Source organism: Alteromonas sp. MMG017, from assembly GCF_018100795.1.
GTDB lineage: Bacteria > Pseudomonadota > Gammaproteobacteria > Enterobacterales > Alteromonadaceae > Alteromonas.
The window spans coordinates 1-14,190 of sequence record NZ_JAGJDY010000009.1 but is presented as its reverse complement, the minus strand read 5'-3'; the positions used below and the strand labels follow the sequence as shown (position 1 = coordinate 14,190).

The 14,190-nt window shown below is 38.7% G+C and carries 20 protein-coding genes and 2 pseudogenes; 3 read left to right on the top strand and 19 right to left on the bottom strand.

Annotation, left to right across the window (positions count from 1 at the left end; all coding sequences use genetic code 11):
• Positions 1–21: 21 nt before the first annotated feature.
• Together J8L84_RS14430 and J8L84_RS14425 are read right to left on the bottom strand one after the other, a co-directional pair.
• Positions 22–231, bottom strand: coding sequence for a hypothetical protein (locus tag J8L84_RS14430; RefSeq protein WP_211071299.1), 210 nt, complete (start codon positions 229–231; stop codon positions 22–24).
• Positions 232–271: 40 nt separating this feature from the next.
• A complete protein-coding gene (locus J8L84_RS14425; RefSeq protein ID WP_211071298.1) occupies positions 272–1,081 on the bottom strand; it encodes an SAM-dependent methyltransferase in 810 nt (269 codons plus the stop codon).
• Positions 1,082–1,371: 290 nt separating this feature from the next.
• Between J8L84_RS14425 and J8L84_RS14420 the strand changes: the two genes are divergently transcribed.
• On the top strand, positions 1,372–1,701 hold the full coding sequence (locus J8L84_RS14420; protein WP_211071297.1) for a hypothetical protein: 330 nt from the start codon (positions 1,372–1,374) through the stop codon (positions 1,699–1,701).
• A 68-nt stretch (positions 1,702–1,769) separates the two neighbouring features.
• Here J8L84_RS14420 and J8L84_RS14415 read toward each other — a convergent pair whose 3' ends face one another.
• From J8L84_RS14415 to J8L84_RS14350, 14 genes and pseudogenes are all read right to left on the bottom strand, one after another.
• Positions 1,770–2,234, bottom strand: a complete 465-nt coding sequence (locus J8L84_RS14415) for a hypothetical protein (protein WP_211071296.1) — start codon at positions 2,232–2,234, stop codon at positions 1,770–1,772.
• A 549-nt stretch (positions 2,235–2,783) separates the two neighbouring features.
• Positions 2,784–3,062 carry a hypothetical protein gene (locus tag J8L84_RS14410; RefSeq protein WP_211071295.1) on the bottom strand — a complete coding sequence of 93 codons (279 nt, stop codon included), beginning with the start codon at positions 3,060–3,062 and terminating at the stop codon, positions 2,784–2,786.
• Positions 3,063–3,245: 183 nt separating this feature from the next.
• Positions 3,246–3,623: pseudogene (locus tag J8L84_RS14405) on the bottom strand (SDR family oxidoreductase); the annotation flags it as partial.
• A gap of 50 nt (positions 3,624–3,673) precedes the next feature.
• The gene (locus J8L84_RS14400; RefSeq protein ID WP_211071294.1) at positions 3,674–3,913 is read right to left on the bottom strand and encodes a hypothetical protein; all 240 of its coding nucleotides are present in this window, start codon (positions 3,911–3,913) and stop codon (positions 3,674–3,676) included.
• Positions 3,914–3,969: 56 nt separating this feature from the next.
• Positions 3,970–4,410: a hypothetical protein gene (locus tag J8L84_RS14395; RefSeq protein WP_317355268.1), complete on the bottom strand. Its 441-nt coding sequence runs from the start codon at positions 4,408–4,410 to the stop codon at positions 3,970–3,972.
• 34 nt (positions 4,411–4,444) lie between these two features.
• The gene (locus tag J8L84_RS14390) at positions 4,445–4,723 is read right to left on the bottom strand and encodes a hypothetical protein (RefSeq protein WP_211071292.1); all 279 of its coding nucleotides are present in this window, start codon (positions 4,721–4,723) and stop codon (positions 4,445–4,447) included.
• Positions 4,724–5,050: 327 nt separating this feature from the next.
• Positions 5,051–5,740: pseudogene (locus J8L84_RS14385) on the bottom strand (VIT family protein).
• A gap of 63 nt (positions 5,741–5,803) precedes the next feature.
• Complete coding sequence (locus J8L84_RS14380) at positions 5,804–6,106, bottom strand: hypothetical protein (RefSeq protein WP_211071291.1); 303 nt, start codon at positions 6,104–6,106, stop codon at positions 5,804–5,806.
• Between the two features lie 465 nt (positions 6,107–6,571).
• Entirely contained in the window at positions 6,572–7,306 is a 735-nt protein-coding gene (locus J8L84_RS14375) for a hypothetical protein (protein WP_211071290.1), read from the bottom strand.
• Between the two features lie 130 nt (positions 7,307–7,436).
• Entirely contained in the window at positions 7,437–7,940 is a 504-nt protein-coding gene (locus J8L84_RS14370; RefSeq protein WP_211071289.1) for a zf-TFIIB domain-containing protein, read from the bottom strand.
• A 271-nt stretch (positions 7,941–8,211) separates the two neighbouring features.
• Entirely contained in the window at positions 8,212–8,397 is a 186-nt protein-coding gene (locus tag J8L84_RS14365) for a hypothetical protein (RefSeq protein WP_211071288.1), read from the bottom strand.
• 180 nt (positions 8,398–8,577) lie between these two features.
• Positions 8,578–8,808 (bottom strand): hypothetical protein, encoded by a 231-nt coding sequence (locus J8L84_RS14360; RefSeq protein WP_211071287.1) that lies wholly within the window; start codon positions 8,806–8,808, stop codon positions 8,578–8,580.
• A gap of 108 nt (positions 8,809–8,916) precedes the next feature.
• Entirely contained in the window at positions 8,917–9,462 is a 546-nt protein-coding gene (locus tag J8L84_RS14355; RefSeq protein WP_211071286.1) for a hypothetical protein, read from the bottom strand.
• A 770-nt stretch (positions 9,463–10,232) separates the two neighbouring features.
• Complete coding sequence (locus tag J8L84_RS14350) at positions 10,233–10,442, bottom strand: hypothetical protein (protein WP_211071285.1); 210 nt, start codon at positions 10,440–10,442, stop codon at positions 10,233–10,235.
• Between the two features lie 253 nt (positions 10,443–10,695).
• Here J8L84_RS14350 and J8L84_RS14345 point away from each other — a divergent pair, with 253 nt between their 5' ends.
• Positions 10,696–10,986, top strand: coding sequence for a metalloregulator ArsR/SmtB family transcription factor (locus tag J8L84_RS14345; RefSeq protein WP_211071284.1), 291 nt, complete (start codon positions 10,696–10,698; stop codon positions 10,984–10,986).
• A 35-nt stretch (positions 10,987–11,021) separates the two neighbouring features.
• Entirely contained in the window at positions 11,022–12,059 is a 1,038-nt protein-coding gene (locus J8L84_RS14340; protein WP_211071283.1) for an aldehyde reductase, read from the top strand.
• Between the two features lie 711 nt (positions 12,060–12,770).
• Here the strand turns inward: J8L84_RS14340 and J8L84_RS14335 are convergent.
• The 3 genes from J8L84_RS14335 to J8L84_RS14325 all read right to left on the bottom strand — a co-directional run bounded on the left by J8L84_RS14335 (position 12,771) and on the right by J8L84_RS14325 (position 14,177).
• Positions 12,771–13,157, bottom strand: coding sequence for a hypothetical protein (locus tag J8L84_RS14335; RefSeq protein ID WP_006791725.1), 387 nt, complete (start codon positions 13,155–13,157; stop codon positions 12,771–12,773).
• Between the two features lie 110 nt (positions 13,158–13,267).
• Positions 13,268–13,723 carry a hypothetical protein gene (locus J8L84_RS14330; protein WP_211071282.1) on the bottom strand — a complete coding sequence of 152 codons (456 nt, stop codon included), beginning with the start codon at positions 13,721–13,723 and terminating at the stop codon, positions 13,268–13,270.
• A 130-nt stretch (positions 13,724–13,853) separates the two neighbouring features.
• Positions 13,854–14,177: a phosphotyrosine protein phosphatase gene (locus J8L84_RS14325; RefSeq protein ID WP_211071281.1), complete on the bottom strand. Its 324-nt coding sequence runs from the start codon at positions 14,175–14,177 to the stop codon at positions 13,854–13,856.
• Positions 14,178–14,190: the final 13 nt, after the last annotated feature.

The window sequence follows — 14,190 nt, the reverse complement described above, 5'->3', positions numbered from 1 at the left end:
ATCCATCTAGCCAGCATCAACCTATTTCGAGTGACTAATTTCTAGGTTATCTGCGCCTTCAGCCTCACATCGGCTCTTTATCGCATTAACATCGTTTTTAGCACATATTTGAACATCTTCATCAGATAGACCAAATGCTTTAGCCGTGCCTTTAGGATCGCTTACATACTGCTGTTTTAATGTCTCGTCTTTATCCATAGCGATTAAAAACTTTACCAACAAATCATTCATTTTTTATTCCTTTATTTTATGTGGTTAGAAATTTAGGTTTTTAGCCAAATAGCTTTTGTTCAAAAAGGGCAGGGGTTAAATCTAGTTCTGCCATCGACTTCATATCAAAATCTGGTAACCCTTTAGAGGGGATAACCAACGTAGTAATAGGTTTTGGTATTACAGCGGCCAAATCTTTAAGTTCAAGATATTCTATTCGAGGTGCGGCAATGGGGATAGTAGAGGCTTCATAAACAATAATGGTGTGCTCAGGAGAAAAGTACTTTAACAATTCGTTTCTTAGCTGCGTTAAGCCTGGGTGCGATGTACGATTTTTGTTATGCGTGAAATCGGCAATACTGCCAATCTGCCAGATAATCTGCATCATATGAGGATCTAAGGTATATTGCCTTAGCAGAAACTGAGTTGCCTCATAAGACTGGCATCCATAATGTGCGGGGTCTAGCCCTAAATCTGCTACTAAGCAGTCTTCGGCAGAAATCCCCGGTAGCATTTCGGCGTCATACCCTTCGCTTTTTAATTGTTTAATGGCCTCATGTGAGGGATTAACAAATACCCCTGGGTGACCATAAAACGCCGCCACCACTTTTTTTCCTGCTTTGACTTCATCAACAATGCGTTGGGTCATTTTTTGGTAGGTGAGTGCCCGAGACTTGCCTTGCTCGTAAAGGTGGCGTAAACACACCACATTCGAGTTAATCATTTGCAGATTCACAAGCGCTGACTCTGTTACAACGCTCAATACGATATCGGCTGTTTTAAGTAGGCTTTCCGTAATTAAGGTCATTTGGCCAGATACAGTAATACCTGTACCAACTACTACCAAAGATCCTTTTGATTCTATGTTCATTCCATCCATTTCCATTGAGAGTGGGGTACGTATAGCCTTAATTGAATATAATGGAAAATATATCCATTGTTAATCACTTTGTGGTTATAACCGATATGGTTTTGTCGTAAAGAAAGCGAGTGACTTAACGTTAACATTGATTCGCGCTCATTGGTGACCCTAAATCTATATTACATGCTGGTTAGTTCCAAACGCTTTATCGTTCAGTTTAAAAATAGTATTGTGCAGTTAGAGCACTAAGTTGTGCATTGCCAAGTGGTAAGTAACGTTAGTTAATTTAGGGATTTATAATGTTTAAACATGGTGGTATGACGAAAACCAGTTCAGTTATAAAAAGCTCAGTTATAAAAAGCTCAGTTATAAAAAGCTCAGCTTTATTTCTAGTGGCACTGGGCGCATTGTCCACACTGTCTGCTTGTACGTTTAGTCATGATCCTCGTGCTGAAGCCGAGAAGCCAGTTTGTGTTGCAGTTTTAACGAACAAGCTCAATTGCGAGAATGAACCGCTGGCTTATAGTGAAACCAATCCTCATAGTGATTTTGACCAGCAAATGCTTCCGGTCAATCAGCGTGAAGACATGATTGAAAGTGAGTTGGAAGATAATAGACGCAATCGTTAGTACCAATATCGCGTTGCATTTACTTTATTATGAAATGCAACGCGATGGGTTAATCTTCAATAAGCCCCTTACGGCCGATAAGGCAATGAAGATTGATGCAAAATAATACGCACTTTGCCATCTTCACATTGCTTAAAGACAAAACTTTTGTTCACAAAAATGTGACTGTCGTCTTCGCCAATAAAGTGAACATTGCACTGCACAATGGCTAGTTCACCATTTAAAATAAAATCTTCTTTGCTGTACCACACTTTAACCCAAGGCTTGAGCTTGAAACCATTGTCGTCGGGGTAGTCGCTGTTTCCACCTACAAAATACGAAAGCGCGCCTTCTTTAGTCGGGCGGAACGTTTGCTGACCAAACGTCAAAGTAGGCTTAAACAACACATGACCATTGTCATAATCATAGCTGTCAGAAAGTACCTGAAGAGAAAACGCTTGAACGTCTCCACCTTCGGTATGAACTTTTCCAACTTTTACTACATTGTCGCACCAAGTTTGTAGTGCCGTATGCACCATCTCTTTAGTAAACATAATGTATACCTCTCCTTTAAAATATCTTTTGTTGGCCTTAAAGCTGGTTACCAAATTTTAAAACGATTTGGGCATTTGCGCAAAACGCCGGCACCGTTTTCACACTTCGTTACTACATAAAAAATGTCGAATATTGATTAATAATTTATGTTTTTGTTATGTGATAATATAACAATTACAGATTAAAGATTTGGCTACAGTTAGCAATAGTAATTGGAGATAGCTTTTATCTATCAAGCATTATTGAGCTTCTATTTAATCATCAGTAAAACGAGTTAATACAAACAAGTTTTTTATAAATATGTATTGGTATATTGAAGTGCATCCAGTGTGCAAAATAATAGTAACGGTGCGCTTGCCAACGGGGTAGTAAAACTCGAAAAGGCTTTTGAAAGCGCTATGATGGCATTTGAAAGCGAGCAAGTTAGGTTGTGGAAGGTTAATAGTAGAAGCGGATAACCTTGGCCATTATCGTTAGCTTGCACTTGGCGAAAAAAAGGCGGTAACAGCCGTGCGCTAATAAAGCGTCAACTTTAAATAAACTGATAGTTATGATTTCTCGGCTTTTGTCTTGCTATCAACGGTTTTTTTTTCTGCATCGACTCGCTCACTAATATGGCCATGCCTTCGAGTCACTTTATCTCGACAACTATGGTATTGTGCTTCGGATTCCTCCCAGCATTGACTTTTATTTCCATCCAAACATTGAGTCAGAACAGCAACTGCCAGTTCTTTACAGGGAACAAATTCAGCGTTTGTTACCGATGCTGTCCCCGAGTGGCAAACAAATACTGTTATCAAAAATAGGTAATGTATTTTAGATTTCATATGAACAGCCTAAAAAGTTGAAGTCAGTTTTGTTCGGTTTAGTGAGTTTTGCCATATTACAATACAAATAGCGTTCATTGCTAATACGGCTAACAAGGCTAATTCGTTAATAAACCGACTGAGTTTCTAGTCGATAAGCCAGAACCTGAAATAGGTTCAACCATTATTGTTAGATGTATTTTACTATTTGCCACCAGCAATATCGATAAATGAACCTGTCACGTAAGACGCTTCACCTGATAATAACCACGCAATAGCATCAGCAACCTCTTGGGCACTACCACCGCGCCCCATTGGGATTTGTGAGCTAAGGCGATTTACGCGGTCGGGCTCCCCTCCGTCTGCATGAATATCAGTGGCAATGAAGCCAGGGCGAACGCTATTGACTCTAATATTTTGGCCGGCAAGCTCTAAGGACATACCTGTGGTGAGTGAATCCATAGCACCTTTCGATGCTGCATAGTCTACGTATTCAAACGGGGCACCTGTACGAGATGCAATCGAAGATACATTCACAATTGCGCCATCACTTTGAACTTGTTTTAGGATATGTTTCTGGCAAAACCCTGTCTCGTACTTTTTATATGCAATATATTTAGTGAATACTGGCGCTACTCTGAGCCAAATATGCCACGAAAAAGGGCGGTAAATACACCTGACATACTGTCTTCTATGGCATCGGTTTCGGGTGAATTCTTTTTAGCGTGCATTACGTTTGATTCTTCTTGTTCTCTTTTTTCTGCGCTAGAAGATGCCCCGTCAAGAAAATCACTAACCGTTTTATTAGAGGTGGATGCGCACCCTGACGAAATGGCTGACGCTATCAAAACAGCGATTAATTTAGTTTTCATTTAATTCCCTTATTTTGTAAGTATAAAGCGGTAAAATAGAAGCGCTAAAATACGAATCAGCGCCCATATTTGCACCCTAGCTTTAATGTTTCAATCTCATTGTTATCTTCGCATTGGTTTATCTCAGCCAAACCAAGATCAATATGCGCCACTATATAACCGTACTCTTTTTTTGAGAGTAAGCCTTGTTTGAATTTTGCTTTGGCCACTGAATGATCCCATTTTTTGTCACAAGGTGGCTGCGGGATTGAGGTGTTTACGCCAATCAGGTATTCATTCTCATCATCGATAGCATAGCCTTTAGCAATAAAGTTTTTCGCGCACAAGCTAAGCGCATACTCCACAGCAAATTTATCTACGCTGGGCAAGCCAGTAAACGCTACATCACAGCCTAAATTGCGCTTGCCACTTTTGTCGGTGTAGTAGAGCTTACCCGTGGTACAGCCACCAATAAATATGAAAATGAGAACGATAAATATAAACTTCAAGTGTTCCACTAGCCTTGTTTATCTAACTAATTCGCAAAGAATATTAACGTGCAATACACTCGCTTTCCTTCAGCGCGATTATTTGTCTTAGGTACTCTGTTCTTTGTATTGCGGCATTTCCTGTTACAAAGATATTGGAAGCCAATAAAATGGCTAGATAACCATTACCAATAGGGGAGATAAATACGTTGTTGATGAGAATAAAAATTACAACGAATAGAAACGCAAAACCGGGGACGTAGTAGGCACGAGAGAATTTTTTCTCTAAGTTCTGAATTTTAGTTATCTTTTGTAAAGCTAATTCAGCATCAATATTGTCCATCTTTTAATATAACGTCCCTGATTAAATTAACGAGAAATATAACACCCAACTAGCGTTGAGCGGCTACAGCAGATTGTTACAAGACATTTCACACACTGTTGATAGTTTCTTTTCCCAACTCTAAAACGTATTTTTTTCTCTTAACTCATATTTTCAATTTACTCCAATCCTTACATGAAAGCCTAAGCAGTTATTAGAGCGCAACTACTTGTGGGCGCGAATAGGGGAGTCGGTAACAGGTAATTACTCCAGCTTGCGGAGCGGATATTTTTTATAGCCAATAGCAACTTACTTTTAAATAAGCAGCTATCCTAGATAAACCCATTGTCATGCAACCACGCCAAAGATTCGACCTACAACTGCTGTTAATGCCATTGCAAGCGCCCCCCAGAATGTCACTCTGATGGCACCTACTGTAATAGATGCTCCGCCAACCCGTGCGGCAGTAGCGCCCAGAGCGGCAAGGAATAGTAAAGATAAAGCTGCGACAGCAGGTATAAGTTGCTTACTAGGTACTACCCAGGCAACTGCTAAAGGAAGTGCAGCACCTATAGTGAAAGCAGCTGCCGAAGAGCATGCCGCTTGAATGGGCTGAGCATTAACGCTTTGTGAAATTCCGATATCATCTCTGGCATGAGCGCCAAGAGCATCGTAAGCCATTAGCTCCTCAGCAACTTGTTCAGCTAGAGCGGGATTCAGGCCTCTTCCTTCGTATATCTTTGCAAGTTCTTCTATTTCAGACTCGAAATTCTGTTCCAGCGATTTTTTTTCAATGGCGAGGTCGGCGTTTTCAGTATCTGACTGAGAACTAACCGAAACATATTCTCCAGCAGCCATAGACATAGCCCCAGCCACTAAACCTGCAGCACCTGCGAGAAGAATCCCATCATGAGAAGTGCTAGCAGCTGCAACGCCAATAATAAGGCTTGCAGTAGATACAATTCCGTCATTTGCACCAAGTACTGCTGCACGTAACCAACCTACGCGTTATGAGCGATGTATTTCACTATGAGTCATATATTTTCTCGATGAATCTTTTTACAGATATCGATTAAACAGCAGGCTAAGACATGCAAACCTCTAATCACCATCCGAGCTAATATCTGTTTTTCCTGGTGAATTAACCAAAAGTCCTTTTTCTGGGATACCAGTGTTTAACCCTTTAATTATTCCAAAACCAATTATGGGGCCTATGACCGGAACTAACAAAACCAAAGGCTTATGAGCTTTTAATTCACTAATTTTCTGTGCTGTGAATTTGTTTTTCTTTTTATGTTGTAGATTGGATATTACTTTTGAAAATTGAAATGATATCGAGCTTGCTAGAGCAATGTGCACTAAAAAAACGATTGCTAAAGTTATGACAAAGTTCAAACCATTCATTGCATATAGCCTTCAGCGGCCGAAGTGAGTGTGTTGATTGGGTTGTTATGTGCGTACAATTTTAAACTTTTTACAAACCCACTTTATAATAAAAATAATCCTAGCTACAAAGTGGATGTTATTTGTTTTAAGTCATTATTTATTTGCCCATCGGTAACAATAAAACCACCCAACGGGCGGAATCAAGAAGTTGAGCAAGACGGCATAAATGGCAACCAACCCGATATTGTCAGCCTTGCCTTTAGCAAATTTGATGGTAAAGAAAATTACAACTAACGCGAGAATGAATAGTGCTTGTCCCCAAAACGTTGCATTTAGATTCATAAAAATCCTTATTGATGAAGTTCCCAAGAAGCATATAACTTTTAAATAAGGGGCGTAGACGTGTGGGCTAAAATCCGAACGAAGTGAGCAGCCCACATGTTTGCGTCCCAGCCCGAGTTGCGGGCGAACTTAAATTTTTTGTTATGTTTCAAACCTATGAAGCATAAATGAATAATTCCCTTTTAATGTAATCCGTTTTATCGCGTTGCGAGCTTTAGGCTGATATTCGCGCCAATTCCAATGATTGTCTATGAGAATAATTTTCGATATGCCAAATCGTTCTAAATCATCTAAGCTGTAATCCCATCCTATTAAATCATTGCCAAAAAGAGATGTTAATTTATCCCACATGGTCATTTCATTATGTCCGTACACAGTAATAAGATTATCGACTCCTATTCTATGATAAAATGCAGCTTCTCTTTTTCTCATTTTGGGTAAATAGCTAGAATAAAATGATTCGTCAGAATCTGTGGTATCCCACTGTTTCTGCCAAGCACTTCCGTGCCACATTAAAATTGTGTCTTTATGCAAGTATTTAATATTACCTGCGGGTAAAACATAGTTTGCACACGAGGATAAACAGAGATTTTTTATTTCTATATTTAGCTTATTGCTGTGTATCCACTCACCGAGGTCCATCCCTGCACTAATTTCTCCACCTGAACTTGAAATAATAAGTATTTTTGGCTTTTCCTTTGACTTTTCAAATGCTTGAAAAATCGCTAAGTTCGAAGACTTAGTTATCGACCCTTCGTATACTAAAACGTCATTTTGGATGCCTACAAAGAAATTGCTTTCTACATCATTTTTTTCAGCGTCCAACGACGTGCAGGCTACACTCCCTAAAAGAACAAAAATAAAGAGAAATTTCATCTGACATCCACTTGAAACATAACACTAAGTTTTGGGGAGCAGGCACGGGGTTATAATCGCGAAGCGGCCCCGTGTTTGCTTCCCAGCGAACGAAGTGAGTGACAATAGCGTTTTGTTATACGCAATGATACTACCAACCATTGGTAATATATGAAGCAAGGTCAAAAAGTGCGTCTACCTTGTCGCTTCGTCTATGCCAGTTGTCATGTTTATGAGGAAGACCTTTAACTTCGATTCTCTCGTGTTCTTTCATCAACTCGTGACGAAGAATTGCTCGATCCTTTTCGCTGAGCATCAAAGACTGCAACTTTTCAAGTTCGCCAGTATCCAGCCATATTGCACCACAACCTGGGCATTCATCTATTTCAACAGCATGTAATGGACTATAGAAACGTCGTAGCATTACTGTGTCTGAGCACACAGGGCAACTTACTCTCTGCGTAAGATCAGCTACTTCATTATGGAATTGACTTAAATGGTTCGCTAAAGCCTTTCCTCGTTTGTCGCTCGGGCATTCAAAATTTTTGAGAGTTTGATTTTCGAAAAGTACACCGCCACAAGCTTCACTTACATATACGGATACCCTGCCAACATTGACTTTTTTAAGAGGTGTTTTCGTTCTAGGGCAATACATAATTTATAAACATCCTTATTGCAACTAACACCCCAATAACTGGTAATTTCTTGCTGGCGAAAATGGCGCTGCCGCCAGCGAGGAATTGTCCGAGCACGCCGAGCGTGCGTTGTTTATTGGCTTGTTAGGCATCATTGAGCCTTCGTTTTACAAGGGGCCCAACTAACGTGAGTAAGCTGTAAATAGTTAAACTAAATACACCCACCAGTATAAGAGGACCGCTAGGTAAGAAAACTAGCATATAAAGAAACTGACCAACAATAGTACCAACTTAGATGCTAGCTAACGAAGCGGTTTTAGGGATAGCAGCTAAAAAACCCACGATGATCAAAGATACTAAATAGAATAGAGGGAAAGCATCCCAAGGCTCTACTTCGCCAGTTATATAAGGAGACAAGAACCAAACAATTGCGCCTAAAAGTGCTGCAAATATTGCATTTGAAGTAAAATTTTTCATTGTTCCTTCCATGGTGCCTAACTTTAAGCTAAAGGGCAGTGACGGAATGGCACAATATGCGAAGCATGCCATTTTGCACCTACCTGATATTTGGTTAGGTGTCTACTTTATAGGGGAAGCTCTCCAGCGAACGAAGTGAGTGAGTTTATAGAGTTGTTATGTTGCACAGCCCAATACAGCCTACTTTTCATTAAAAACCATTTGCTTGAAGCATGTTATTGCTGCTTGAACATCCTTGAAACTTTTTAGTTCAAAGCGATTTCCACGCTCAAAATAGAATACTTCAATTTCACTACGTGCATCATAGATACAGAAGCCTTCGTAAGACGGAAGGGTGTCTATTGCATAGATTGACTCGTTCACGCCACGAGCAATCATTTCTTTTTTCAGTTCTTGGAGTTCAATTCTCATCGTGCTACATAACTTTAAGCTAAGAGGCGCTGATGCGTGGGGCATAATGGCGAAGCCGCCCCGCGTATAGGCGTCCCAGCGACCGAAGGGAGTGGCTTGAGCGTATTGTTAGTTCGCACCTGCTTTGAGCCACTGAATAACAACATTCTCTAACCTCTGAACAGATTGCACTTTATTAATAATTAAATCGCTCGTGCCACGTGTTTGGATGTTCGTCTCAATATAAATATCTCTTAAAAACTCATTATATTTGTCCAAGTACTGACTTATATTTTCAGATGCGCCTCCATCTGACTGCGCTATATTTCTGGAAATAATGCGAGAAAGGCAAATATCAATAGGCATATCCAGCAATATTGCTTTGTCTACTAGTGTAGAAATGGGCGCCCTGCATTTCCCGAATGGTTCTTCTACAAAGATGTACTCAGCTTTCGAGTTTGATACTGAATCCAGTAACGCTTTATCCATTCTAGGTGTTTTAATATCTGAGATATTAGCACCGTCAAGCAGCCATCTCTTCATGTCTTTTGGATATGTATGTTTATCTACAAAGTTATCAAAGAGAATAGACGGACACGACAGAGAATTAGACAGCTTGTTAATAAGGGAAGTTTTTCCACTTCCGGATATGCCATTTATTGCTACTACTTTCATCTATTGAACTTTGCCATTCCACGAAATTTAAGTGCGAACTAACGCTTCAATAACCGGCGCAGCTTTGCTGCGTCCGTCGCGGAAGCTGCGTAGTTGATTGACTTGTTATGTGGTATTAAAGAATACACCTCCCACCGCACCGCCAACACAAAAACGGATCATAAACATTACTGAGCGTAAAACAGATTGGATTGCAAATAACTATTTCTTTTTTACTAGCCAATAAATGCTACTTTAAAATACCACTTTACTAAAAGACAAACCAGAAAATACAATGTGGATTTCTCTCGAAAGCATATTACGTACTTCTATTGTCTCATTATGAAACTGATACAAGTCTATTTTGGTTACCACCAACAACAGAAGGCTAAGAAATACATGGCTTCCATGTTATTAGTTTTGATTTATTACTTACACATAACGAGTCTGTAGAATTTCTCTATTCTCAGCCTACCTAATTAATATAAATCCACAATATTTAACATACACCCACTTCAAAATACGTTCTAACACACCAGTATTGCAACAAGTACGATCCATTTTTAGACAATAAAAATTAATTCAAAAACCACTTTTTAAACAACTTCTTCATCTAGTAAAACAGAAAAACTAGAAAGAAATGTACTTTTAGGCTAATTGAAGGTGAAGAAAATCGACCAGATTATCGATATCTTGATAGAAACATATAGAAGAAAAAATAAATTTAGATGAGTAGCTTAACACCTTGCTGGCGTGGGTTCGGTGTCGATGGTTTGACTCGCAGTAATACGCTATTGAGTGCTCATTACCCACCACATTACCTGTTCTTGCTCCAAATTCAGTAGCAATACACAACAATTTTCGGACGAAATATTAAGCCTCTGAAGAATCGGTAGCAAGGAAGCGTCTATCGAAACTCGTTCGTCTTCTCGGTTGATACGCCCCACCATATCAAGCAGCTCAAGGTAGTCAGTCAATTTGAAAGGCAGACCATCAGTCATGTTATCTCCGAGGTTACCAACAAAACGATAAAGCAGTTTCGGTTGTCTTTGATGCCTTGCGGAAACAATTCGTTTTTGTACACTGCTAAATTCTGAGGTCTCAGGCGTTTGGCTGATTTTTGCTCTTAACGGGTTGAGATCAATGTGAGGGATTTACAATACGATCATAACTAATGAAGCAACTTGATACATCTTGACTATGAAAATTCATACCAATATAATTCGATACATGTCGAATTGTAAAAGTATGATTATGAATACAAAAAAAATGGCGAAAGTTTTTAAAGCACTAGGTAATGAAAATAGGTTAGAAATTTATAAAGAAATTGCCAAGTTAGATAATGTTGATTATGAAAAAAAATGCGAGTGCTCAATTTTAGAGATGTTAAATTTCATGAAAATTGGAGCTCCCACTATTTCTCATCATTTGAAAGAGCTATCAAATGCAAATTTAATAACGACGACAAAAAATGGAAAATTCTTAATAGCTACTATCAATAAAGACACATTAAAAATTATCAAAAACTTTATTGACTTAGATTAAAATAATTATAAACAGTTACACAGCGAGATATCATAATGAAAAATAAAGAAAAAGTGTTAGTAACAGGTGGGACTGGTTTTGTTGGCATACACATAATTCTAAATTTATTAAAAAGAGGTTATACCGTAAAAACGACTATTCGTAATTTAAACAAAAAATATGGAATAATTGAAATACTTGAAAATGAGGGAGCTACAGATCTTGATGCTATTTCTTTTATTGAGGCAGATTTAACTGATGATAAAAATTGGAGTAAAGCAGTAAAGGATTGTCAATATGTTTTACATGTTGCTTCTCCATTTCCAGCTAAAGATCCAGAAAATCCAGATGAATTATTGATTCCTGCAATAGAAGGTACATTAAGAGTATTAAAGCACGCACGTGATGCTAATGTAAAAAGAGTTGTAATGACGTCTTCTTTTGCCACAATAGGCTATAGTAATAAGGAAAGTAATTATGTTTTTACAGAAAAAGACTGGACCAACCCAGAAGATGAAAATACGACTTATATTAGATCAAAAACATTAGCAGAACGTGCAGCTTGGGATTTTATAACATCAGAAGGTGGGAATTTAGAGTTTACCGTAATCAACCCCGTCGGTATTTTTGGACCTATTTTAGGGAAAAATCTATCTAGCTCAGTTCAACTAGTGGAACAGTTACTTAATAAAAAGATACCTGCCGTACCAAACGTACATTTTGGTATTGTAGACGTTCGTGACGTTGCTGATATTCATATTAAAGCAATGAGTAATGAGAAAGCTAAAGGTGAACGCTTCTTATTAACCGGCGATAGCTCTATTTCTTTGCCAGAAATCGCTCAAATCCTTCATTCTCATGAAAATAAATTTTCAACACAGGTCACCACTAAAGTGCTACCTAATTGGTTAGTTAAATTATTGTCTATATTTAAACCTGAACTAAAAAATGTCGCGTCACAAGTGGGAAAAATAAAAATCTTATCAAATAAAAAAGTAAAGAACACATTCAATTGGACACCTATTAATAAAGAAAAAATTATAAAGGACACGGCAGAAAGTTTAATTGAGTATGGAATAATTAAAAAGCATTAAACATCTCATTGTTTTATATAACTCTGTAAATTTTTATAATTTCCTATCGTTAATACTAATTTAGTGTAGATAATTCCTATATATCAAAAATAAGTGACACACGCTCATTTAATAATACTTCAATTGGAGTGAGGTAGTTTAGCAATTTTCTAGGCATTAAACTGATTAACATTTGTGTGTCTGCAATTTTCTGATCGGTGAGCTGACCTATGGCAAGCGCCTTAGGGTAAAACATCTCAGCAGACCATTTACATTTTCATTGAGGCCTCGCTGCTATGAGTGATAAGGATTAGCAAAATAGGTTTTACGTTTCAGTGCTTTGGCAATGCTTTGATGGCCTGCAAATTCACCGCCATTATAAAAAGTGATACTATGACACATATGCTAAAAGGCTTTAATGGCTTTAGAGACTAATTTTTCCGTCTTGTTTTAACGCGACAGGTCAATAAGAACTTTGTTATCCGTTCCGTTAAGGTCACTAAGTAGCCATTTTGCACTTACCTGATATTTGGTTAGGTGTCTACTTTATAGGGGGAGCTCTCCAGCGAACGCAGTGAGTGTGTTAATTGGGTTGTTAGGCCGTACTGATAAGTTAGTCATGGCTATTAATAAAACATTGTAGCTCATCTGAAAAACCATTGATTTGCTTAGCTTCTAGAAGGCCATCTGATTTCATTAGTGCAAGTTGCAGCATAGATTTGGATCTTGCTGTTACCTGCAAGACCACTTAATATCATCAATGCCATCAGTTTCTTCTAAAACCTCTCTAACGGCATTCAAAAGTACCCTAGCCAACTCAATAGGAGCTTTATTTCTGTCGAAAAAACCTTTGGCATATGGTTCGAGAAAACACTGCCACTCTGTTTGCGAACTTTCTACGTTACCACAGCATAATCGGTATTCGTTGTCGTCCAGACAGTACTCAACATACCAGCCCCAATCCTCATATTCTGGATAGGAAGTAATGATACCTTTTTGTGCCAACTTCTTACTTATCCAAAATGCTAATTCAGCCCCAAAAACCCCAGGGTTAACCTGAGAATCATCAGGTAAAAATGGTTTGAACATTTCGGACTTAAAATTTACTAACGTATCCATACGTAACACCTAACTTTTAAATAAGGGGCGATAACGCGTAGGGCATAATAGCGAAGCGGCCCTGCGTGTTAGCGTCCCAGTGTGCTTTAGCACACGACTTAATTTGTTTGTTAGAAGCCTGCACGCCGTTGTTCCCTACGAGGATCGTGTGGATTTACATTACCACCAAATGTTTGTTTATACACCATGCCTAAATCTGAAGTGATTTCCAATGTTATTAGATAAGGTGAACCCAGAGCTGAACGCCAATAGTGATACCGCTTTTGATATTGCTCATTAAAACTAAAAGTAACATTGGCTGACTTTAACCATGATGAGGGAATTTTATGAGAGTTCAGCATTTTAATAAGCAATTTGCGGATGCTTTTAGCGAGTGGTTCGAGGCAATTTTTAACACAGTTATGTTCTACTTCTAACAGATTGATTGAGATAGAAGAGTTGTTTTCTTGCTGAGCAAGTAAGCATAATTGTCCGATAGCCCAGTAACCAAGATGATCGTTATTGCGATTATTTAGCATATGAGCAAAGTTTCTTACAATTCCCTTGAACTCTGAACGACGAGCCATGATTCTCCTTGGCTTCTAACTTTTCAATAACGGGCGCAGGCTCGTGGGGCATAATGGCGAAGCCGCCCTGCATGTATGCGTCCCAACGAACGAAGTGAGTGACTTAATTTTTTTGTTATGTAGGTGCCAATTACAGCCGTACAAACTTTGGAACCCGTTTTTCCAAAAGGCGAACAAGTTCTGGCTGCATACGTTCGTAATTGTCTGGTATGTCTAAGCAAGCCAACTTTTTACCTTTAAGTAAATCTCTGTACTTTTTGGCGACTTTGTTTCTGTGAGACTTTTCCATAACCAATATAGCGTCGGCCCACTCAATAAGATCCCCAGAAAGCGGTGTTTCGGCATCTGCATTTGTGCCGCACCCGATTGCGTTGATTCCTTCATATTCAGAAAAGACTTCTTCACCCGTTGGGCTACGTAAACGATTTTCTGAACAAACAAATAATAGGTTCATAGTTCCTTAAGTA